The sequence below is a fragment of the Chryseobacterium sp. 22458 genome (genome assembly GCF_052044975.1).
In the GTDB taxonomy this organism is placed as follows: domain Bacteria; phylum Bacteroidota; class Bacteroidia; order Flavobacteriales; family Weeksellaceae; genus Chryseobacterium.
This window is the reverse complement of record NZ_JBQEOA010000003.1, coordinates 420,727-440,331: the sequence shown is the minus strand read 5'-3', so window position 1 is coordinate 440,331 and position 19,605 is coordinate 420,727. Positions and strand designations below refer to the sequence as shown.

At 37.6% G+C, this 19,605-nt stretch carries 19 protein-coding genes; 3 read left to right on the top strand and 16 right to left on the bottom strand.

Translation table 11 applies throughout. The annotated features are described in order from the left end of the window. Positions 1–44: 44 nt before the first annotated feature. The 5 genes from sufD to ACTJJF_RS12845 form a co-directional block, all read right to left on the bottom strand. A complete protein-coding gene (sufD, locus tag ACTJJF_RS12865) occupies positions 45–1,352 on the bottom strand; it encodes a Fe-S cluster assembly protein SufD (protein WP_312297695.1) in 1,308 nt (435 codons plus the stop codon). Between the two features lie 163 nt (positions 1,353–1,515). Further along, positions 1,516–2,259 carry a Fe-S cluster assembly ATPase SufC gene (gene sufC / locus ACTJJF_RS12860; RefSeq protein WP_065400053.1) on the bottom strand — a complete coding sequence of 248 codons (744 nt, stop codon included), beginning with the start codon at positions 2,257–2,259 and terminating at the stop codon, positions 1,516–1,518. Between the two features lie 30 nt (positions 2,260–2,289). Then, positions 2,290–2,700 carry a hydroxyisourate hydrolase gene (gene uraH, locus ACTJJF_RS12855; RefSeq protein ID WP_440699901.1) on the bottom strand — a complete coding sequence of 137 codons (411 nt, stop codon included), beginning with the start codon at positions 2,698–2,700 and terminating at the stop codon, positions 2,290–2,292. A gap of 22 nt (positions 2,701–2,722) precedes the next feature. After that, positions 2,723–4,171: a Fe-S cluster assembly protein SufB gene (sufB, locus tag ACTJJF_RS12850; protein WP_440699900.1), complete on the bottom strand. Its 1,449-nt coding sequence runs from the start codon at positions 4,169–4,171 to the stop codon at positions 2,723–2,725. Between the two features lie 83 nt (positions 4,172–4,254). Continuing rightward, a complete protein-coding gene (locus tag ACTJJF_RS12845) occupies positions 4,255–4,584 on the bottom strand; it encodes a HesB/IscA family protein (protein ID WP_047098035.1) in 330 nt (109 codons plus the stop codon). A gap of 145 nt (positions 4,585–4,729) precedes the next feature. On the opposite strand from ACTJJF_RS12845, the gene ACTJJF_RS12840 reads away from it, so the two are divergent. Then, positions 4,730–5,581: a GLPGLI family protein gene (locus ACTJJF_RS12840; RefSeq protein WP_440699899.1), complete on the top strand. Its 852-nt coding sequence runs from the start codon at positions 4,730–4,732 to the stop codon at positions 5,579–5,581. A 79-nt stretch (positions 5,582–5,660) separates the two neighbouring features. Here the strand turns inward: ACTJJF_RS12840 and ypfJ are convergent, their stop codons facing one another. The 7 genes from ypfJ to ACTJJF_RS12805 all read right to left on the bottom strand — a co-directional run bounded on the left by ypfJ (position 5,661) and on the right by ACTJJF_RS12805 (position 13,076). Then, the gene (ypfJ, locus tag ACTJJF_RS12835) at positions 5,661–6,524 is read right to left on the bottom strand and encodes a KPN_02809 family neutral zinc metallopeptidase (protein WP_312297252.1); all 864 of its coding nucleotides are present in this window, start codon (positions 6,522–6,524) and stop codon (positions 5,661–5,663) included. Between the two features lie 65 nt (positions 6,525–6,589). Further along, positions 6,590–8,668 (bottom strand): LTA synthase family protein, encoded by a 2,079-nt coding sequence (locus tag ACTJJF_RS12830; RefSeq protein ID WP_440699898.1) that lies wholly within the window; start codon positions 8,666–8,668, stop codon positions 6,590–6,592. A gap of 210 nt (positions 8,669–8,878) precedes the next feature. Then, the gene (ribH, locus tag ACTJJF_RS12825; protein WP_123909400.1) at positions 8,879–9,397 is read right to left on the bottom strand and encodes a 6,7-dimethyl-8-ribityllumazine synthase; all 519 of its coding nucleotides are present in this window, start codon (positions 9,395–9,397) and stop codon (positions 8,879–8,881) included. A 3-nt stretch (positions 9,398–9,400) separates the two neighbouring features. Then, positions 9,401–10,108 carry a hypothetical protein gene (locus tag ACTJJF_RS12820; RefSeq protein ID WP_065400060.1) on the bottom strand — a complete coding sequence of 236 codons (708 nt, stop codon included), beginning with the start codon at positions 10,106–10,108 and terminating at the stop codon, positions 9,401–9,403. A gap of 158 nt (positions 10,109–10,266) precedes the next feature. Then, entirely contained in the window at positions 10,267–10,803 is a 537-nt protein-coding gene (locus ACTJJF_RS12815) for an adenine phosphoribosyltransferase (RefSeq protein WP_440699897.1), read from the bottom strand. After that, on the bottom strand, positions 10,804–12,009 hold the full coding sequence (locus ACTJJF_RS12810) for a hypothetical protein (protein WP_440699896.1): 1,206 nt from the start codon (positions 12,007–12,009) through the stop codon (positions 10,804–10,806). Between the two features lie 50 nt (positions 12,010–12,059). Next, positions 12,060–13,076 (bottom strand): hypothetical protein, encoded by a 1,017-nt coding sequence (locus tag ACTJJF_RS12805; protein ID WP_440699895.1) that lies wholly within the window; start codon positions 13,074–13,076, stop codon positions 12,060–12,062. A gap of 412 nt (positions 13,077–13,488) precedes the next feature. Here ACTJJF_RS12805 and ACTJJF_RS12800 point away from each other — a divergent pair, with 412 nt between their 5' ends. Then, entirely contained in the window at positions 13,489–14,316 is an 828-nt protein-coding gene (locus ACTJJF_RS12800; RefSeq protein ID WP_440699894.1) for a GT-D fold domain-containing glycosyltransferase, read from the top strand. A gap of 51 nt (positions 14,317–14,367) precedes the next feature. Then, positions 14,368–15,444 (top strand): glycosyltransferase, encoded by a 1,077-nt coding sequence (locus tag ACTJJF_RS12795; protein ID WP_440699893.1) that lies wholly within the window; start codon positions 14,368–14,370, stop codon positions 15,442–15,444. Positions 15,445–15,658: 214 nt separating this feature from the next. On the opposite strand, the gene ACTJJF_RS12790 is transcribed toward ACTJJF_RS12795, so the two are convergent. Genes ACTJJF_RS12790 through nrfD form a run of 4 tightly spaced genes read right to left on the bottom strand, consistent with a single transcriptional unit; the run spans position 15,659 to position 19,592 of the window. Continuing rightward, positions 15,659–16,990: a quinol:cytochrome C oxidoreductase gene (locus ACTJJF_RS12790; protein ID WP_065400064.1), complete on the bottom strand. Its 1,332-nt coding sequence runs from the start codon at positions 16,988–16,990 to the stop codon at positions 15,659–15,661. A gap of 8 nt (positions 16,991–16,998) precedes the next feature. Then, positions 16,999–17,685, bottom strand: coding sequence for a c-type cytochrome (locus tag ACTJJF_RS12785; RefSeq protein ID WP_065400065.1), 687 nt, complete (start codon positions 17,683–17,685; stop codon positions 16,999–17,001). A 1-nt stretch (position 17,686) separates the two neighbouring features. Next, the gene (locus tag ACTJJF_RS12780; protein WP_034691794.1) at positions 17,687–18,208 is read right to left on the bottom strand and encodes a DUF3341 domain-containing protein; all 522 of its coding nucleotides are present in this window, start codon (positions 18,206–18,208) and stop codon (positions 17,687–17,689) included. Then, positions 18,195–19,592, bottom strand: coding sequence for an NrfD/PsrC family molybdoenzyme membrane anchor subunit (gene nrfD / locus ACTJJF_RS12775; protein WP_050021927.1), 1,398 nt, complete (start codon positions 19,590–19,592; stop codon positions 18,195–18,197). Before nrfD ends, ACTJJF_RS12780 begins: the two co-directional genes overlap by 14 nt. Positions 19,593–19,605 lie beyond the last annotated feature (13 nt).

Below are 19,605 nucleotides of genomic sequence, written 5' to 3'. Positions count from 1 at the left end.
ACTTCTCAAATGGAAGTGCTTTCTTATTATCAAATATATAAGTATTAGAATTCTATATCTACTTCTAATTTCTCGGCCAATAGCTTTGAAATTTTCTCTTTTAGAGGCTCAATGTCAATATTCTGCATGGCATCGTTGGCAAAAGCATATAAAAGCAATGCCTGAGCTTCTTTTTTAGAGATTCCTCTTGCTCTCAGGTAGAACAGGGCATCTTCATTCAGCTGACCTACTGTACATCCGTGAGAACATTTTACATCATCTGCAAAAATTTCCAGCTGAGGCTTGGTATCGATGCTTGCTCCTTCACTTAGCAAAACGTTATTGTTCTGCTGGTAAGCGTTGGTTTTCTGAGCAATCTTGTCAACAAAAACTTTTCCGTTGAATACTCCGTGGGCATTACCGTCGAAGATCCCTTTGTAGTTCTGATAACTCTCACAGTTCGGGAAATTGTGGTGTACCGCTGTGTGGTGGTCTACCAACTGATCTTTTCCGATGATGGTGATTCCGTTCATGAAAGAATTGATATTCGATCCGTTATGAATGAAGTCAAGGTTGTTTCTTACCAGTTTCCCTCCGAAAGAGAAGGTATTTACAGTGGTTAAGCTGTCTTTCTCCTGTTTTGCGAAAGTATTGTCAACAAGGTATGATGTGTTGTTGTCATTCTGAAGTTTGTGCCAGTCTGCTTTTGCATTAGGATAAGTAAAGATCTCCGTCACAGAATTCGTCAGTACATATGTGCTGTCAAAATTGTGGTGGCTTTCAATGACCTCTACTTTTGCACCTTCTTCCACAATCAATAGATTTCTTGTATTGTAGAATGTGTTTTCTTCTTGATTTTGAGAGATATAGAAAACGTGGATCGGTTTTTCAATCACAACGTTTTTAGGAACTTTCAGGAAGAAGCCGTATTTGCAGTAAGCAAGATTCAGGTTTGTAAAAGCCTGCTCCTTAGAAGCAATGCTGTTGAAATATTTTTCAAAAACCTCTTTGTGCTTTTCATCATTCAATGCGTAGTTGAATGAAAGGAATTCTACATTTTCAATAGAAACCTTCGAAAGCTCTTTGTGAAGCTTACCGTTTACAAAAACGATCCAATCAAAGTTTTCCTCTCCAAGATGCAGTTCATCAAACTGTTCCTTCGTGATATTGTGATTCTCTTTCGGGAAAAAGTTGTAGCTCTTTTCCGTGATCTCCTTCAGATTGGTATATTTATATTCTTCGTCTTTTTTTGTTGGAAAACCAATGTTTGCAAATCTTTGAAGAGCTGCTTTTCTATCCTCATCCAGAAATCTGTGACGAAGACTCTCCAAAAATTCATTATGGTTCTCTATAATTTGTTCTTTTAATGCCATTACTGGTATATCTGTGGTCTGCACCATTTTTTCTTTTTATTTGAACTAAAACATTGTCATTCCCGGGAACAGAGAATCTCATTTTAAAGATTCTTTATTTTGCTATGCTTCATTCAGAATGACAGTGAACAATTTTTAATCCCTGAAATAATTGATTTTCTTCTTAATTAAGAAGCCAATCGTACCCTTTCTCTTCCAATTCCAATGCTAAAGATTTATCACCTGTTTTGATGATTTTTCCATTCGCAAGAACGTGAACGAAGTCCGGTTGAATATAGTTAAGCAATCTTTGATAGTGGGTAATCAAAAGAACTGCGTTTCCTTCATTTTTAAAGTGGTTTACACCATCTGCAACAATTCTTAAGGCATCGATATCCAATCCTGAATCGGTTTCATCAAGAATAGCCAGTTTAGGATTAAGCATCATCATCTGGAAGATTTCGTTTCTTTTCTTTTCACCTCCTGAGAATCCCTCGTTTAGTGATCTGGAAAGGAAATCTTTTTTGATTCCCAGTTTTTCAGATTTTTCACGGATCAATGCAAGCATTTCTTTTGCCGGCATTTCTCCCAATCCGTTTGCTTTTCTTGTTTCGTTTAAAGCAGCTTTGATAAAGTTCGTTACAGAAACTCCCGGAATTTCCACAGGATACTGGAACGAAAGGAAAATCCCTTTGTGTGCTCTGTCTTCCGGAGCATCTTCAACGATATCTTCTCCTTCGAAAAGAATCTCTCCACCGGTTACTTCGTAATCTTCTTTTCCGGCGATTACAGAAGAAAGGGTAGATTTACCGGCTCCGTTTGGCCCCATGATAGCGTGAACTTCACCCGGCTTTATTTCAAGATTAATCCCTTTTAATATTTCTGCGCCATCTTCAATTTTGGCGTGAAGGTCTTTAATTTGTAACATTCTTGCTAACTTTTTCTTTTTATAATTGTATTAACTTCCTCTGTATGTGGAGTATCCAAATGGTGATAACGTGATCGGAACATGATAATGCTCACTGTCTTTTATCTGGAATATGACCTCAATTGACGGATAGAAGCTTTCTATATTTTTATGTTTGTAATAATCTTCTACAAAGAATACAAGTTTGTATTTTCCATTATTACCGGTTTTTTGATATGGTAAAAAATCTGAAACCCTGCCATTATTATCAGTTTGCTTTTTACCTACAGAAACCCATTGTTGAGTGGTTTCATTAAATTTTTCCAGTGCAATTTCTACCTTTCCGGCCGGTTTCCCTTCCGAAATATCCAGGATATGGCTTGAAAGCTGAAATCCTGTTTTTTCCTGAGCAGAAAGACTGAAGAAAATCAATCCAAAAAATGCCAGTAACAATTTCTTCATAGAGCTTATCATCTTCAGTGAGTTATCCTACTGATCCTTCTAATGAAATTTCAAGCAGCTTTTGTGCTTCAATTGCAAATTCCATCGGAAGCTTATTTAAAACCTCTTTACTGAATCCGTTTACGATCAGAGCAATTGCTCTTTCTGTATCAATTCCTCTTTGGTTACAGTAAAAAATCTGATCCTCCCCGATTTTTGAAGTCGTTGCCTCGTGCTCTAACTGCGCCGTAGGATCTTTGATTTCAATATATGGGAAAGTATGAGCTCCACATTCATTACCCATCAATAAAGAGTCACATTGTGAGAAGTTTCTTGCCCCTTTTGCAGAAGGCATTACTTTCACCTGACCTCGGTATGAGTTTTGAGATTTTCCGGCGGAAATACCTTTAGAAATAATCGTTGATTTGGTATTCTTTCCGATGTGGATCATTTTTGTTCCTGTATCTGCATACTGGTGGTTGTTGGTAACCGCAATAGAGTAGAATTCTCCAATAGAATTGTCTCCTTTAAGGATACAAGACGGATATTTCCATGTTACTGCAGAACCTGTTTCTACCTGTGTCCATGAGATTTTTGCATTTCTTTCGCAAAGTCCTCTTTTCGTTACGAAGTTGAATACCCCTCCTTTTCCTTCTTCATTACCAGGATACCAGTTCTGTACTGTAGAATATTTAATTTCTGCATCATCCATCGCAATCAGTTCCACTACCGCAGCATGAAGCTGGTTTTCGTCTCTTGACGGTGCTGTACATCCTTCAAGGTAAGAAACATAACTTCCTTCATCTGCAATCACAAGCGTTCTTTCAAACTGTCCTGTACCTGCCTGGTTGATACGGAAGTAAGTGGAAAGCTCCATTGGGCATTTTACACCTTTAGGAATATAGCAGAAACTTCCGTCAGAGAATACTGCGGAATTCAGTGCTGCATAGAAATTATCACCTCTCGGAACTACTTTTCCAAGGTATTTTCTTACTAAATCAGGATGGTTCTTAATAGCTTCAGAAATGGAACAGAAAATAATTCCTTTTTCTGCTAATGTATCCTGGAAAGTAGTTTTCACAGAAACTGAGTCTATTACAATATCTACTGCTACTCCTGATAGTCTTTTTTGTTCCTCAATATTGATCCCCAGCTTTTCGAAGGTTTTCAATAATTCAGGGTCAACCTGATCAAGGCTTTCCAATTCCGGCTTTGCCTTTGGAGCAGCGTAGTAACGGATTGCTTGAAAATCCGGCTTTTCATATTTGATGTTCGCCCATTCAGGCTCTATCATCTTCAACCAGATTTTAAAAGATTCCAGACGCCATTCAGTCATCCATTCCGGCTCTTCTTTTTTAGCAGAGATCGCACGGATGATGTCCTCATTCAAACCAATCGGGAAATCTTCGTAATCAATCTTAGTTTCCCAACCGAATTCATATTTTTTATTTTCTAGATCGACTCTTAAATCGTCTTCAGTGTATTTACTCATTATTATTTTTTAGATTTCAGATTTTAGACCTCAGGTTTCAGATGCTTTCTGATCGCTGATATCTAGTATCTTATGTCTTTTTTCTAAAGACTAAATGATTCTCCACATCCACATGTTCTGGATGCGTTCGGGTTGTTGAAAACAAACCCTTTTCCGTTCAATCCTCCTGAATATTCAAGAGTAGTTCCTGCTAAATAAAGAATGGATTTTTTATCGATGATAATTTTGATATCATTATCTTCAAAAATCTGATCTGTGTCTGTTTTTTGGTTGTCAAACTTCAGAACATACTCTAAACCAGAGCATCCACCACTTTTCACTCCCACTCTTATATAATCTTCAGCAGGGTTAAAACCATCTTCAGTCATCAACTGAATGGCTTTCTCCTTTGCATAGTCTGATACTTTTATCATTGTATTTATTTAGAATGATTTAATGATGCAAAAATACGAACAAAAATCAGGATATAAAAATCAGCATTTTTATTTTATCGATTTTTATCATTGATGAGTTTAACCTTGGTAATCTTTTGAAATCCAAAACATAAATTGACTCACAATGAAAAAAATAGGTATTATTGCTCTGGCTCTCTTTATACAGCACGTTTCCGGCCAAACCAACAGGTTTGTATATCAGGTTACGATGAAACCTGATGCAGAAAATAAATCCACAATTAAAACCGAAAATGCCTATCTGGATATTTCTCCGGAGAAGTCGGTATTTTATTCTGAAAATAAAATGAAAAGGGATTCCGTCATGCAGAAAGCCTTTCAGGGCGGTGGCGGAAGAGTGAGTATCAGCAGGGATGTGATGGAAGGTCTGAGAACCAATATCAATTATTCTGTGGAAAAGGATAAAACCAATCAGAAAACTTTTTTTAAAGAAAGAATAGGCAGAGATATGTATTCTTACGAAGAAGACAGACCAATCACATGGAAAATATCTTCTGAAACACAAAAAATAGGAGAATATAAAGTTCAAAAGGCAGAAACGGATTTTGCCGGCAGAAAATGGATGGCATGGTTTACTACAGATCTGCCTTATCAGGATGGACCATATAAATTCGGAGGACTTCCCGGATTGATTGTAAAAGTTGAGGATGATAAAGGTGATTATTCTTTTGATCTGATGAAAAACTACAAGGTGGTTGAATCTTCAGTCTCAAATCAGTTTGGAAATACATTAAAGGTAAAAAGAGCAGATTTTGTGAAGCAGCAAAAGAAATACCAGACCGATCCGATGTCATTTATGACTCAGGGAGGCTCGGGAGGGTTTTCCGTAACCAGAATGGGAGAAGGAAGAGGTCCTGGCGGTGGCGGGAACCAAAATCCTAATGATATGAGAAAAAGGGTAGAAGAGAGGGTAAAAGAAGAAGCTAAGAAAAATTCTAATCCGATTGAATTGCAATAAATATAAAAACAGCGGCCTCAGAATGAGGTCGCTGTTTTTATTTGAAGATTTAAACCCTGCCAGGTTTAAACTTTAGATACTATCTTAAAAGCTGATTAAAGGTGTCACCTTGTCTGATATCTCCGGTGTTATAGCCTTTCATAAACCATTCTTTACGTTGCGCAGATGATCCGTGGGTAAAGCTTTCCTGATTGACATACCCCTGACCTCTTCTCTGAATATTATCATCGCCAACCGCTTCTGCAGCATCTATGGCAGACTCAATATCCCCGGGTTCAAGAATATGTTTGCTGTCGTTGGTTCTTTTTGCCCATACTCCGGCATAAAAATCTGCCTGTAATTCTGTAGCTACAGAGACTTTATTCATTTCGGCTTCAGAATATCTTCCGCTTCTTCTTAAGGCATCCACTTTCTGAGTAGTTCCCAAAAGAGTTTGTACATGATGTCCTACTTCGTGGGCAAGAACGTAAGCTACTGTAAACTCAGTTACCTTAGCTCCGAATTTTTGCTGAAGCTCACCAAAAAAGCTCATGTCCATATAAACTTTCTGATCAGCCGGACAATAGAATGGTCCCATAGCAGATTGCGCTGTACCACATGCTGAGGAAGTTGTATTTTCAAAAAGAACCACCTGAGGAGCACTGTAAGTCATTCCATTTTCCTTAAAAATCTGATCCCAGGTAAGAATATTCCATTTGGCCATCATGTCGACCATTTCTCCGACCTGTTTTTCACTGGCTGTAAGTTCTCTTTGCTCTCCGGAATTTCCTGAAGACTGAATACTGCCTGAATTTAAAATACCGGAAGGATCACCTCCCAAAAAGAATACGATGGCTGCTATAATTAAAGTTCCGAGGCCGCCTCCTACAATCATACCTCCACTTCCGCCTCCTGAACCACGGCGGTCATCAACGTTACCGCCTCTGTCGTCTGTCCATTTCATACTAATAAATTTATGGGTTAATTTAAATATTTTACGCCAGATTATAAGCGAAAATATTTAGATATTTATCTGTTGAGTTGTTTCGTCTTTAGCCAATATGATGTCGACTGGTAGGCCGAAACAGCATCATCTACCAGTTTCTGATCTGGATTTTTTAATAAATTTTCGTTATAATACAGTTTAAATTCCGGTTTTAAGTCACTTTTTTCCAGTTCTAAAGAATACTGTTTTACTTTTTTCACCGGCGAAATAATAGTCAGTCGATTATCTTTTACAAAGCCGAGATCCTGATAAGTGGCAATATAAGCTTTAGGCTGGAATTCTTTTTTAAAGACATCCTGGCCTAAGAATTTAGACTGATAGCTGAAGTTCAGTAATCCGAAAACCGTAGGCATTACATCGATCTGAGACATCAGGGAGTCAAACTTCTGAGGCTGGATAAATCCTTCTGAGAATACCATGGCGGGAATTCTGTATTTATCCATTGGAAGCTCTGTTTTTCCGGCACTTGATGCACAGTGGTCTGCAATGATAACAAAGACTGTATTTTTATACCAATCCTGTTTTTTAGCCATTTCAAAAAACAGTTTAAGTGAGTAGTCCGTATATTTTACACCGCCTTCACGGGATTTTGCTGTTCCCGGGATATCAATTCTTCCATCAGGATAAGTGAAAGGTCTGTGATTGGAGACCGTCATCCAGTGATTAAAGAAAGGTTTTCCTGATTTTGCTTCAGCATTCATTACCTGAATTGCCTTTTTAGCCATATCTTCGTCAGCTACGCCCCAAACGTTGGCAAAGGTGATTTCTTCCGGTTTAAAGTTATTTCGGTCTACAATACCATAGCCGTTTCCGCCAAAGAAGTCCTGCATATTATCAAAATAGCTGTATCCTCCGTACAGGAATTTTACATCATAGCCTTTGGATTTGAAAACATTTCCTGTTGTGAATTTATTTTTGTTGTCATCTCTTTTGATGATACTTTCACCGGCAGTAGGAGGGATGCAAAGCGTTAGTGCTTCAAGTCCCCGTACTGTTCTGTTACCTGTTGCATAAAGATTGGTGAACATCAGTGATTTTTCTGCCAAACTGTCCAGAAACGGTGTGATCTTCTGGGTATTACCATAATGTTCCATGAAGTCGGCAGAAAGGCTTTCAATAGAGATCAGGACAACGTTTTTCTTTGTTTCAGGTTGTTCAGCAACAATGTTTCTCGATAATGTATGCTGTGGGAACTGGCTTAAGAACTTCTTTTCAGCCTGCTGCTGGTTAAGTTGTGAATAGAATTGAAAATAATCCAGCTCATTGTGGGTAAAAGCCCAGTAGAATTTAGGAATTCCGTTAGCTTCAATTTCATCAGCAAACACATTATCTGATTTGATCTGCATTAATGATGGTAAAGCTAATAAACTAACTGTACAAAGAATTGCAAATGAACCCAGGAGAATCATTTTCTGCTTGAAATCAGGCAGTTCAAGCAGTTCATCTTTAGTCTTCTTATAAATGAACCATGTAATGGCAAGAGTGACGATCATGATCGCTGAAAATAAAGGGACAACGGGGTAGCTTTCCATGATATTCCCAATAACCTCGTTCGTATAGATCAGGTAATCTACAGCAATAAAATTATATCGTACCCCAAATTCATTGTAAAAGAAGTATTCACTTACTCCATTGAAAATAATGACAAGTACATGGATCAGTAAAGTAATAAAATATAAAGTATTACGGATTTTGATTCTCTGGGAAGGAAGGAAAAGCATCAATCCGAAGAAAAAAGTTTTAATCCCTACAAAAGCAAGGGCAACTTCGGTGACAGATCCTCCGTATTGTTTGAAAATATTATTGGGTATAAGCCATATATACAGGAAGAATAGCAGCAATGCTCCAAAAATGATATAACCGTAAGGTTTCCTGTACTTTGAATCTGAAAGGAACAGAAAGTAGAGGACTAGAATGGTACTGGCCAGTATGAATACAAAAATATCATTCACAAGACCTACAAACAGTACTTTTATTATTTCAAAAAAGCTAAAGCTAGCTGTGGTGATAGGATGGAAAAAGAAAATTGTCCTTATTATCAACGAAATAATAAGATAGAAAATTCCTAAATATAGGAATGGTTTTATTTTTTTTAAAAACATGTATGTCTGTCTATGTGAGTTTTCGCAAAGATAGCTTTTGTGAATAAAATTTAACAGAAAAAAAGCAAAACATACCGTTTATTAATAAGATTTTATGAGTTTTTTGAAAATAAATCTGAAGAGTAAGTAGTGATTGTCTTGCTGAATCGGTCATCCAATAAAAAAGGACTATTAAAAAATAGTCCTGTATAATGTTAAAGTTGATCAAAATTAAGAATGACCAAAACCGATATTTCCTTTTTTATCAGATAATTTCTTTTTGAAATCAATCATCCTTAAAGCGGTAACGGCTGCTTCTACCCCTTTATTTCCCAGATCTCCACCGCTTCTTGCGATAGATTGCTCTTTGGTATCATCTGTCAATACACAGAAGATGGTAGGCGTATCTGTCATGATGTTGCAGTCTTTGATTCCCTGTGCTACGGCTGAGCATACGTAATCAAAATGGGGAGTTTCACCACGGATGACACATCCGATAGAGATGACAGCATCATATTTTCTCTCTTTGCAAAGCTGCATGCTTGCATAGCTTAATTCAAAAGCTCCGGGAACAGGGAAAAGTTTGATGTTTTCAGCTTTTACCCCTTCTTTTTCAAGAATTTCCAAAGCTGCATCACGAAGATTGTACGTTACAAAATCATTCCACTCAGAAAAAACAATGCCGATAGAAAAATCTTCGGCATTGGTTATATGAAGTGGCTTGTAATCGGAAAGATTAACTGTTGCCATTTTTTAGTAATATTTAGTCATTTCAATATAAGAATCAGACATTCCGTTGTCGTAGTCCTGATATTTCTCGTCAATTGCAGAGAAATATTTTTTAGCCTCTGCATTTTTCTTCAACCCTAATGCTACAATTCCTGCTTTTCTTGTGAAATAGTAGGTTGTATAAGGATCGTCTGAAGCTGATGCAGCCTGGTCAAGCAAAGATAAAGCTTCATCATTCTTGTTAAGACCTGATTTGGCATCTGCCATAGCTCCGAATTTCATTGCCATTAAGGTTTTGTTCTTGGAAGAGAATTTATCCAATAAATCATAAGCTTCCTGAAACTTTCCTTCTTTGAATTTCAATAAACCGGCATTGTAAGAAGAAAGCTTACCGATTTCAGTAGAAGAATATTCATTAGCTGTTCCCAGGAAACCAGGGTTAGCTGCAGATTTCCCACCTAAAGCATCTTTATCTTTACCTTCTGTAAGGTTTTTTTGAGCAGCAAGGAAACTTTTCACAGCTTCAGTGTTCTTAGGAGCCACTACAAATTGCTTGTAAGCAAAGAATCCTAAAACTCCTAAAATTAAAGCTCCAAATACAATTCCTAATGGTTTTGAATATTTTTCAACAAATCTTTCAGTGTTTAAAGCTTCTCTGTCAAGGTCTTTAAAGAACTCAACCGTTTCTTTACCTTCTTGCTCATTCTGAGCACTCTTTCCCAATTTTGCCATAAGTTTTTAAAAATTGAATTGCAAATTTAATTGTTTCTGAGAGATTTACAAAATACTTTTAAAGCATTATTCTGTAAATGTTATCAATTATCAACTGTTAATAAGAAAAATGCCTCGAAAACATAGTTTACGAAGCATTAATTTTTTATTTGCTGAGATTAATATTCTAAAATGTGGTAGACCTCTGCACCGAACTTTTTAAGTTTTTCGTCACCATTCAACCCTTTTAAACCAATCAGGAAACTGAACTGGGAAACGGTTGCTCCCTGTTTTTCTACCAGTTTGGCAGCTGCTTCTGTTGTTCCGCCGGTAGCTAAAAGATCATCGTGGATCAGAATTCTTTGCCCGGTCTTTATTTGCCCTTCACGGGTTTCGATAATGGCGCTTCCGTATTCCAGATCATAGCTTTCCGAAATGATAGGTGGAGGGAGTTTTCCTGCTTTTCTGATCAGAATGAAAGGAACTTCCAAAGCAACGGCAATCGCAATTCCGAACAGATAGCCACGGCTTTCTATTCCGCAGACTGCATCTACTTTTCCTTTACTGAAGGCCGCAAGATCTGCAATGACTTCTTCGTAAAGCTTCGGGTCTAAAAAAATGGGTGAAATATCCTTGAACTGTATTCCCGGAATCGGAAAATCAGGGATATTCTCAATTGTATCTTCTAGTTTTTTGATCAGTTCTGCTGAAGCCATTTATGGGTTGATTTTATAGCTGGAAATTTTCCAGTCTCCGTTTACATTTTTAAGTCCGAATGTTACTTTCAGAGAAGTTGTTTTACCGCTCTTATCAGTCACATCGTATGTAGCGTTTACACTTGCACCATTGGCATTAGCTGCGCTGGTACTGATGTTTTTCACACTTACATTTTTAATTGCTCCAAAACCTGAGTTGGGATTAGAGAAAGACTCGTAGCTTCCCCAGCTTGGGTTGTTGGATGTTTCGTAGGCTGCTTTTAAATTCTGGGAGCTTACGCTGTTTAAAAACTTACTTACTGTATTCTTAGGATCTGCTGTCGGTTGTTTTGGAGCTGCAGGAGCTGCAGGTGTAGCTGTTGCCGGATCAGTAGCGGTGGAAGGAGTTGTAGCCGCCGGATTGTTCGGATCTATCACTGCACTTGGCTGTTCCGGTACTGCTGTTGTATCTGTTTTAGGTACTACAGGAACTTTCAGTGCTGAAGCATTGACATCAAGCCCCACTTTAGACATTTTGAATGTTTTGGCAGTCGTTTTTACAGAAACTGTAATATCGATCTTATTATCCACTACTTTTGCCGCCGGAATTGATGAGAATTTTAAATTAAACCCTTTAAAGTTGTTATCCTGCATCAGGTTTTTGGCCGTAGAAAGTCTTACTCCATTACTGAAAACTTCTAATGTAGCTTCCAGACCAGCTCCTGTAAAAGATACCGGTTTTCCTGCTGCATCTACAAGTCTTGGAACAATCTGAATGGCGGTAGGCGCTCCCGTACCGTCATCACCTGTTGGTGTTGTTACAATAGTTAGTGATCCTGCTTTTACATCATTTGGATCGCTTTCCTTGGCTTTATCATCCCCGAAAATATTCATTTCTCCCAATGATGGGGGATCGGTACTTGCCCATTCTATTCCGTTTTTTTGGGCAACCTGGTCAGCAAGGGTCATGATCTCAGGAACTTTTTTTCCGTTGATCAGTTGTCCTAAAGCTTTTAGCTCATTCACGTCGCCATCGGCCTCCACACCAAATGTTTTAAGGATATAAAGAGCCTCATTAAACTTAATCTGCTTAATGGTAGGTAAGCTGGAGGTCATATCATTGATACTTGACTGCAGCGTTTTAGTATTCGTAGCATCTACATGATCTTTCTTGCATGCTGTAAAAAGCAACAAACTGAAAACAAGTAGAAAAGAAAACTTTTTCATTTTTATTTGGTTTGTTGCAAATTTAATAAAACCTTTATTAATAGTGGATTTTATTTTTTGATTTGTTTTTCCTTCAGATCATCCTTGAAAAAGCTGCTGAAAATGGTCTGCATATTCGGAAACGAAGGATCTTTCCAGAACTGGGTCTGGTAGTTGCTGTATTCCCTGTCGAATTTTACTTTTTCAATCTCTTTTTCATCACTGAAGCTTAGTTCTGAAGGATAAAAATTATTATATGAAATGATCTGGTTGTAGTCAGGCTCGCTTTTATGCTTAAGCTTGACAAACATCACCTCGTTGAATTCTAGAAAGTTTTTTAAGCTTTTATCCGAATTTTTTTCGAACGACATATTGAGAACAGATTTAAGATCGAAAAGCCTGAAGCCAAACAATGCCAGTTCCTTTTGCTGGAGAACAGCATCTGTTACTTCAATCTGGTCTTTCTGATCTCCTTTTAATTCTCTGATGACATTTCTTTTCGTTTTATATTCTTCAGGGTTGCCTACATATTTAAGACTGGGAAGGTGCAATGAGCTGCTGGTATCCCATGAGGATACTTTCTTTTTTTGATTTCCGGCATCTGCCAGATAGAAAATTCTATATTGCTGGATATTGGTACTTTTCAATTTTTTGGTTTTATTATCAAAAACATAGGTGATGATCCCGTCCGTATAGCTGTTCAGCCTGTTGTTCATCGTTACATAGGCATTAAAATTTCCCTTTAGAATAATATATTTGGCAGGTTTGGTGTTTTTGATGACAACGGTTTCTATTTCTTTGTATTTGTCATTGATCCTGATGATGTCCTTATCCAGATCTGCATAAGAAAGGTTGGCTACCGGAAAATTATTATAAACGATCTGAAATCTTTCCTGTGATTGAGGCAATAACTGTTTGTCTATTTTTCCATCAATATCAGAAAAAGCAAGTATACTTCCGTCTTTGCCAAATACTGATACTTTGGGAAGTGGTTTGCTGGTTGTCTCGGAAACAAAAGTTATGGTTTGGGCATTTGTGAAAACGGACATCAGACTGAAAATGATATACAGCAGATAAATTCTTTTCATAGCAGTATTTTGTTTTTTGGGTTAATATTAAAATCAGACTTTATTGTAAAGACGGGAAAAGCTGAAAATAGTTGCCTGAACAAGAGGATGCTGTCATTGTACAAAAGGCTGATTCTTTAACAATCAGTCTTTTATCATTTTATTTTGTTACAGCTACTGATAAAATTCCGGATCCCTTACTCTTACCCTAATAGATAAAGGGCGCATCTTTCCCCATGGCAAGCAGCAATGGACATCAATCACTGTAAGTGTTTTACCTTTTTATCATTGGCTCGGAAAAATATTGTATTTTTATCTGTTTATAGTATTTACAGAAGGTATATAAGCCTTGTTTTTCTTAATTTTTTAGATTCTCATGAATAGTTTAAAGAAGAGATACCATTACTACCGTTTTTTTTTCAATACAAGAAAATTGAGGAAGAATTTTCCTTTCTATAAAGTAGCCACATTGGAAGAAACGATAGATGAAATCAGAATTCATAAAAAAAATATCAGCAGATTCGGAGATGGTGAATTCCGTTTGGTGTTGGATGCTTCAGGTATTGGTTTTCAGAATGGCAGTACTGAGATGACGGAAAGACTCCGGGAAGTTTTGACTTCCAATTTAGCTAACCACCTTGTTGCTATTCCGGAAACGTTTTCCTTTAGAAATAATCTGAACTGGAGGGTGAAGTTTTGGTGGCTGAATTTCATCAATACAATCGGTGTTCAGATCTCGCATTATTTAAATCCCGGGAAAAAATATTCTAACGCCTTTATCACCCGTTTTTATCTGGATTATGAGACGAAAAATCATATTCCCAATGTACTGGAGAAAATAAAAAAAGTTTGGGAAAATCAGGATGTTTTGATTGTAGAAGGAGAATATTCACGTCTGGGGGTTGGAAATGACCTTTTTAATAACGTGAAATCTTTGCAGAGAATACTATGTCCGGCGAAAGATGCTTTTTCTATGTATCATGAAATTATTTCCGAAGTCAGAGCTCATGGAAGAAACAAACTTGTACTTCTTGCGTTAGGTCCTACAGCTACGGTTATGGCATTTGATCTTGCTAAAGAAAATATATGGACCCTGGATATAGGACATATTGACCTGGAATATATGTGGTATTTGCAAAACGCCCAGGAAAAAATACCTGTTGCAGGAAGATTGGTTAACGAAGCGACGAAAGAGCAAAACGTGGACATCCCTGAAAACGAGAAGGTGAAATATGAAACATCCATTATTAAAAAAATGTGATGGTAGGCTTCATTCAATTCTAAAATATTATTTTTGTTTCAAACAGACACTATGATTAAGAAAAGATTTGATCAGGTAAATCGTCTCATTAAAGATGCCCTCGCTTTTGAGAAAATTAAACAAAATAAACCTGAAGATACCTCAAAAGCAGTACTGGTAAGTATAAAACACCATACTATTTACCATCGTTTTTTTTATCTGCTTCTTAAATTTTACAAACTTTCAGGATACAATGTTTATTACCAGATGGATTTTGCTACGTTCAGAAATATCCGTAATAAAGAAAAGTATCTCAGCATGATTGTAAGGGAAGACAATTTCCTTATCGTTAACAAAAAATATAAGCCTGAAAATTATATTGAAATAAAGGATGAGATGTTCAGCCCGGATTATTTTTCCGCCTATTTTGAAAAGGAAAATAATACTGGCGGTTCTTTTCATGTTCCGATGAGCTTTCATCCTTTAATGTATCATTACGGTTTGTGGAACCAAAAAGTAGATATTAGAAAAGAACGCATCAATGCGATCTTCTGTTACGGTAATTTTGACTCCCAGGCTTATCTTGAGATCAAAAGAACGGAATTTTCTGTTGTACCAAGGACAGAATTACTCAGCTACTTTAAAGAAAAATCCGGCTTCCTGGCATTTTCCGGTATGTCTGAAATGTTGGAGAGAATAGGAGATAGAAGCCTTACCCGAAAATATGCATTTGCCATTAAAGAACATTTTGAACTTCCCATGAAGGAAGTGAGGGAAACCTTATCTCATTTCAACTTTTATTTTTGCTGCCCCGGAGTGGTAATGCCTTTATGTCATAATGTAATTGAAGCCATGTCTGTGGGAACTATTCCTGTCATTCAAAAGGAATATGCCGAAGTGATGTACCCTAACCTTACAGACCAAGTGAATGCCATTATTTTTAATGATCTTGAACATCTGGATTCTATTTTAGAAAACATTTTTGAAACCCCCGAATCTGAAATCAGCCGCATGCGGGAAAATGTGTTAAAATACTTCCAGGATTATCTTACTCCGGAAAGTATGATTAAACATTTAAATGAAAGTATCAGGAATCAAGAACTGGTATATTTACAGGCTGAGCATCGTAGTGTAAAATTTGTTCGCTAGTACACGTTTAGTTCAGTGATAAGAATATCCGGGGAAAAGTTGACTTTCTCCGGTTTTTTATGCCCAAATAGGATCCGATTTCTGGTGGATGGCGGTTTGAAGTTTAGGGTCTGAAATGATAACTATAGTAACTTCCAGATCTAATCTTTTAAAATAGATAAAAAAAAGACCAATCATAATGACCGGTCTTTTTGTGTATTTCTGTTATAAGTCCTTAGAAAGGATACTCATAAATTTCAGATTCGTGTAAGAATGGGTTTCCTGTAGGAATCAGCTTCAGTTTAGATAGAGCTGAAAGTACAGTAAACATAAATAATCCAGCTACGAATAGGATCGCTCCAAGGATTAATAAGAATACTTCAGGAGTGTTCCAGTATGGTCCTACCGTTCCCGGCATTACCATGTTGAAGTAGTCTAGGATGTGTCCTAAGATCACTACTACAGCCATTGTAGTTACTACTTTGTAGTTTCTCTTGATGCTGCTGCTTACTAATACCAATAGTGGTAATAAGAAGTTGATGATCAGCATCGGTAAGAAAGTAGGAGAGTAGTGCTGGAATCTTCCGAAGAAGTAGTTAACCTCTTCCGGAACGTTTGCATACCAGTAAAGCATGAACTGAGCGAACCATGTATACGTCCAAAGCATACTTGTAGCGAAAAGGAATACTCCTAAATCGTGTAAGTGGTTGTCATTGAACTGTGGTAAGAAACCATTTTTCTTAAGATAAACACTTAATAGGATGATTACAGCAATACCACTTGAAAGGCAGCTAACCATTGAATACCAGATATACATTGTAGAATACCAGTGAGGGTCAATAGACATCAACCAGTCCCAAGCCCATGCTGCAGAAGCAAATCCGAAGAATGCAATATATCCTACAGACCATCTGTAAAGCATCTGATACTCAACTTTAGATTTGGTTTCATCTACTTTTTTAGACTGAGCTTTTAATTTCCAGGCGAAGAAAGAAGCACCGATCACATAGATCAAAGTTCTTACGGCATAGAAAGGAATATTTAAGAATTTCTTCTTTTCGAATAAGATCACATCAAAATGCGGAGAATCCGGGTTTGTCAATTCAGGGTCCATCCAGTGGAATAAATGACCATTATGAGTGATGTTTAAGATCATAAGGATTACAAGAATTGCCCCACCGTAAGGAATGTAAGAAGCAATAGCTTCCATTACTCTTGTAATGATGATTGGCCATCCTGCATGTGCAGCGTGCTGAATAGAATAGAAGAATAATACGCAGCAGCTTACTCCAAAGAAAAATACAGCTACAAAATGTATTGCTGCTAAAGGCTGGTTGTGTACCTGCAATGTAGCATGCTCAAGGTGAGCTGCGTGATCCTGAGGTCCAACCATTTCACTTGAGTGTGTAGGAGCAGTATGACCAGAAGCATGAACAGCTTCCATCATGTGTTCTATTTGCTCAGTAGAAATTCCTTTGTTCATAAAGAAACCAATACCGAAAAGAACTAAACCTACAACAAGAAGTATTATAGAAGTTGATTTTAATTTTGGTGAAAAACTATACATTTCTTTTCTTATTTTTTAGTTTCGGTAGTCGTTTCAGTTGCTGGTGCCGCCGCTGTAGCTGCTGCCGGTGCTGCTGCTCCTTTTTTGAAAGCACTCATCACATACATAGCCACTCTCCATCTGTCTCCTGCGTTCAATTGTCCCGCATAAGACCCCATCGCATTTCTACCGTTAGTTAATACATAATGAACAGATCCTACAGTAAGCTCTCTATCTGCATAGTTAGGTACACCAGAGAATGCTCCACTTTGTACAATAGGTCCTTGTCCATCACCTCCTGTTCCGTGACATGCAGCACAAGTGTGATCAAACAATACTTTTCCTCTTTCAAGATCCTTAGCTGCATTAGCTGGATTCAAAGGAGAAGCTGTCAGTTTTTTAGATGCTTCATACCCAGCGTTGTACTCGTCAACATTCTTAGGAAGTAAGCCTTCTTCAAAAACTCCATCTTTATTCTGAGCTACTGATCCTTCTACTGGAGAAAGACCTGTTGCACCATTATTTTTAACAAAAGCAGGGATTTCATTTTCATGATCTGAATAAGCGTCCTGAGCTTTCATCAATGGATCGTAAGCTACCGGAAAATACATATCCGGGAAATATACCAACGGAGTGTTCTCCTTTGGTCCGCAAGAGTTAAGTAAAACTGTTGTTAAACCTAAAACTGCTGTAATTTTTAATACATTCTTTTTCATTTTAAGCGTCTTTAACAGTTATTTCTTCAACTCCAGTTTCAATAAGCAACTGTTTTACAGATTCTACATCTTCAGTTACGAATTCCATCATGAATTTGTCATCAGTAGTTCTCGGATCAGGATTCTGAGCAGGAGCTCCCGGATACATTTTGTTTCTAACTAAGAACGTTAAAGACATCATGTGAGCTGCACAGAATACCATTAATTCAAACATTGGAACTACGAATGCCGGCATGTTGTGTCCCCAGTCAAAAGCTGGTTTACCACCGATATTCTGAGGCCAGTCATGGTTCATTACATACCAGGTTAAAGTAGCACCGATAGTAACTCCATAAAGAGCATATAAGAATGCAGCATCAGAAATTCTGGTTTTCTTTAACCCTAAAGCTTTGTCTAGCCCGTGAACCGGAAACGGAGTATAAACTTCGTTGATTGCGATTCCTTTATCGTTGAATGCCTTAACGCCGTTCATCAAATCGTCGTCGTCAGCATAAAGTCCGTATACAATTTTAGTGGTGCTCATCTCCTTCTTTTGCTTTATAAGTTTCACCTGAGATTTTCAAAATCGATTTTAATTCAGCCTGTGCAATTACAGGGAATGTTCTTGCATATAATAAGAATAATACAGAGAAGAATCCGATTGTTCCTAAGTATACACCCACATCAATGATCGTTGGCTTAAACATTGTCCATGATCCTGGTAAGTAGTCTCTTGAAAGGTTGATAACGATGATATCAAAACGCTCAAACCACATACCGATGTTGATGATCAATGCAACAATGAATGTCCAGATAATATTCGTTCTTAGTCTCTTGAACCAGAAAGAAGCAGGAACCACAAGGTTACAGATGATCAATGACCAGAATGCCCACCAGTAAGGACCTACAGCCGCACCTGGAGAAAGGTATGTAAAGTCTTCAAATCTTGAACCTGAATACCATCCGATGAAATACTCAGTAGCATAAGCTACAGTTACCATACCACCGGTAAGGATAATTACGATGTTCATAATTTCGATATGATACATTGTAATATATTCTTCTAAGTGACATACTTTTCTAGCTACCAACAATAGGGTCTGTACCATTGCAAATCCAGAGAAGATCGCACCGGCAACGAAGTAAGGAGGATAGATTGTTGAGTGCCATCCTTTAATTACTGAAGTTGCGAAGTCAAATGATACGGTAGTGTGTACTGAGAATACAAGTGGAGTTGCCAAACCTGCAAGAACCAAAGAAAGTTCTTCGAATCTTTGCCAGTGTTTTGCTTTACCACCCCAACCGAATGCAAGGAAAGTATAAATCTTCTTAGTCCAAGGAGTCTTAGCTCTATCTCTGATCATTGCAAAGTCAGGGATTAGTCCCATGAACCAGAATACAGTTGATACTGAGAAATACGTAGAGATTGCGAATACGTCCCAAAGTAGAGGAGAGTTGAAGTTCCCCCAAAGAGAACCGAATTGGTTTGGTAAAGGGAATACCCAGTATCCAACCCAAACTCTACCCATGTGAATTACAGGGAAGATTGCCGCCTGTACAACCGCAAAGATCGTCATCGCCTCTGCAGATCTGTTTACAGACATTCTCCATCTCTGTCTAAATAATAATAATACCGCTGAGATTAGGGTTCCGGCGTGACCGATACCTACCCACCATACGAAGTTGGTAATATCCCAACCCCAGTTAATAGTTCTGTTAAGCCCCCATGCTCCAATACCTGTTCCGATAGTATAAGCGATACATCCGAATCCATAGATGAATAGAACTAAGGCAGCATATAATGAGATCCACCATAATTTACCTGCTCTTTCTTCGATAGGTCGTGCAATATCTTCTGTGATATCGTGATAAGTTTTGTGACCAATAATTAGAGGTTCCCTTATCGGAGCTTCGTAATGTCCTGACATTTTTTACCTATTT

What these genes read in the sequence shown, in the direction of transcription:
- sufD (WP_312297695.1), bottom strand. Translation starts at nt 1,352, where the DNA reads ATGGCATTAAAAGAACAAATTATAGAGAACCATAATGAATTTTTGGAG.
- sufC (WP_065400053.1), bottom strand. Translation starts at nt 2,259, where the DNA reads ATGTTACAAATTAAAGACCTTCACGCCAAAATTGAAGATGGCGCAGAA.
- uraH (WP_440699901.1), bottom strand. Translation starts at nt 2,700, where the DNA reads ATGAAGAAATTGTTACTGGCATTTTTTGGATTGATTTTCTTCAGTCTT.
- sufB (WP_440699900.1), bottom strand. Translation starts at nt 4,171, where the DNA reads ATGAGTAAATACACTGAAGACGATTTAAGAGTCGATCTAGAAAATAAA.
- ACTJJF_RS12845 (WP_047098035.1), bottom strand. Translation starts at nt 4,584, where the DNA reads ATGATAAAAGTATCAGACTATGCAAAGGAGAAAGCCATTCAGTTGATG.
- ACTJJF_RS12840 (WP_440699899.1), top strand. Translation starts at nt 4,730, where the DNA reads ATGAAAAAAATAGGTATTATTGCTCTGGCTCTCTTTATACAGCACGTT.
- ypfJ (WP_312297252.1), bottom strand. Translation starts at nt 6,524, where the DNA reads ATGAAATGGACAGACGACAGAGGCGGTAACGTTGATGACCGCCGTGGT.
- ACTJJF_RS12830 (WP_440699898.1), bottom strand. Translation starts at nt 8,668, where the DNA reads ATGTTTTTAAAAAAAATAAAACCATTCCTATATTTAGGAATTTTCTAT.
- ribH (WP_123909400.1), bottom strand. Translation starts at nt 9,397, where the DNA reads ATGGCAACAGTTAATCTTTCCGATTACAAGCCACTTCATATAACCAAT.
- ACTJJF_RS12820 (WP_065400060.1), bottom strand. Translation starts at nt 10,108, where the DNA reads ATGGCAAAATTGGGAAAGAGTGCTCAGAATGAGCAAGAAGGTAAAGAA.
- ACTJJF_RS12815 (WP_440699897.1), bottom strand. Translation starts at nt 10,803, where the DNA reads ATGGCTTCAGCAGAACTGATCAAAAAACTAGAAGATACAATTGAGAAT.
- ACTJJF_RS12810 (WP_440699896.1), bottom strand. Translation starts at nt 12,009, where the DNA reads ATGAAAAAGTTTTCTTTTCTACTTGTTTTCAGTTTGTTGCTTTTTACA.
- ACTJJF_RS12805 (WP_440699895.1), bottom strand. Translation starts at nt 13,076, where the DNA reads ATGAAAAGAATTTATCTGCTGTATATCATTTTCAGTCTGATGTCCGTT.
- ACTJJF_RS12795 (WP_440699893.1), top strand. Translation starts at nt 14,368, where the DNA reads ATGATTAAGAAAAGATTTGATCAGGTAAATCGTCTCATTAAAGATGCC.
- ACTJJF_RS12790 (WP_065400064.1), bottom strand. Translation starts at nt 16,990, where the DNA reads ATGTATAGTTTTTCACCAAAATTAAAATCAACTTCTATAATACTTCTT.
- ACTJJF_RS12785 (WP_065400065.1), bottom strand. Translation starts at nt 17,685, where the DNA reads ATGAAAAAGAATGTATTAAAAATTACAGCAGTTTTAGGTTTAACAACA.
- ACTJJF_RS12780 (WP_034691794.1), bottom strand. Translation starts at nt 18,208, where the DNA reads ATGAGCACCACTAAAATTGTATACGGACTTTATGCTGACGACGACGAT.
- nrfD (WP_050021927.1), bottom strand. Translation starts at nt 19,592, where the DNA reads ATGTCAGGACATTACGAAGCTCCGATAAGGGAACCTCTAATTATTGGT.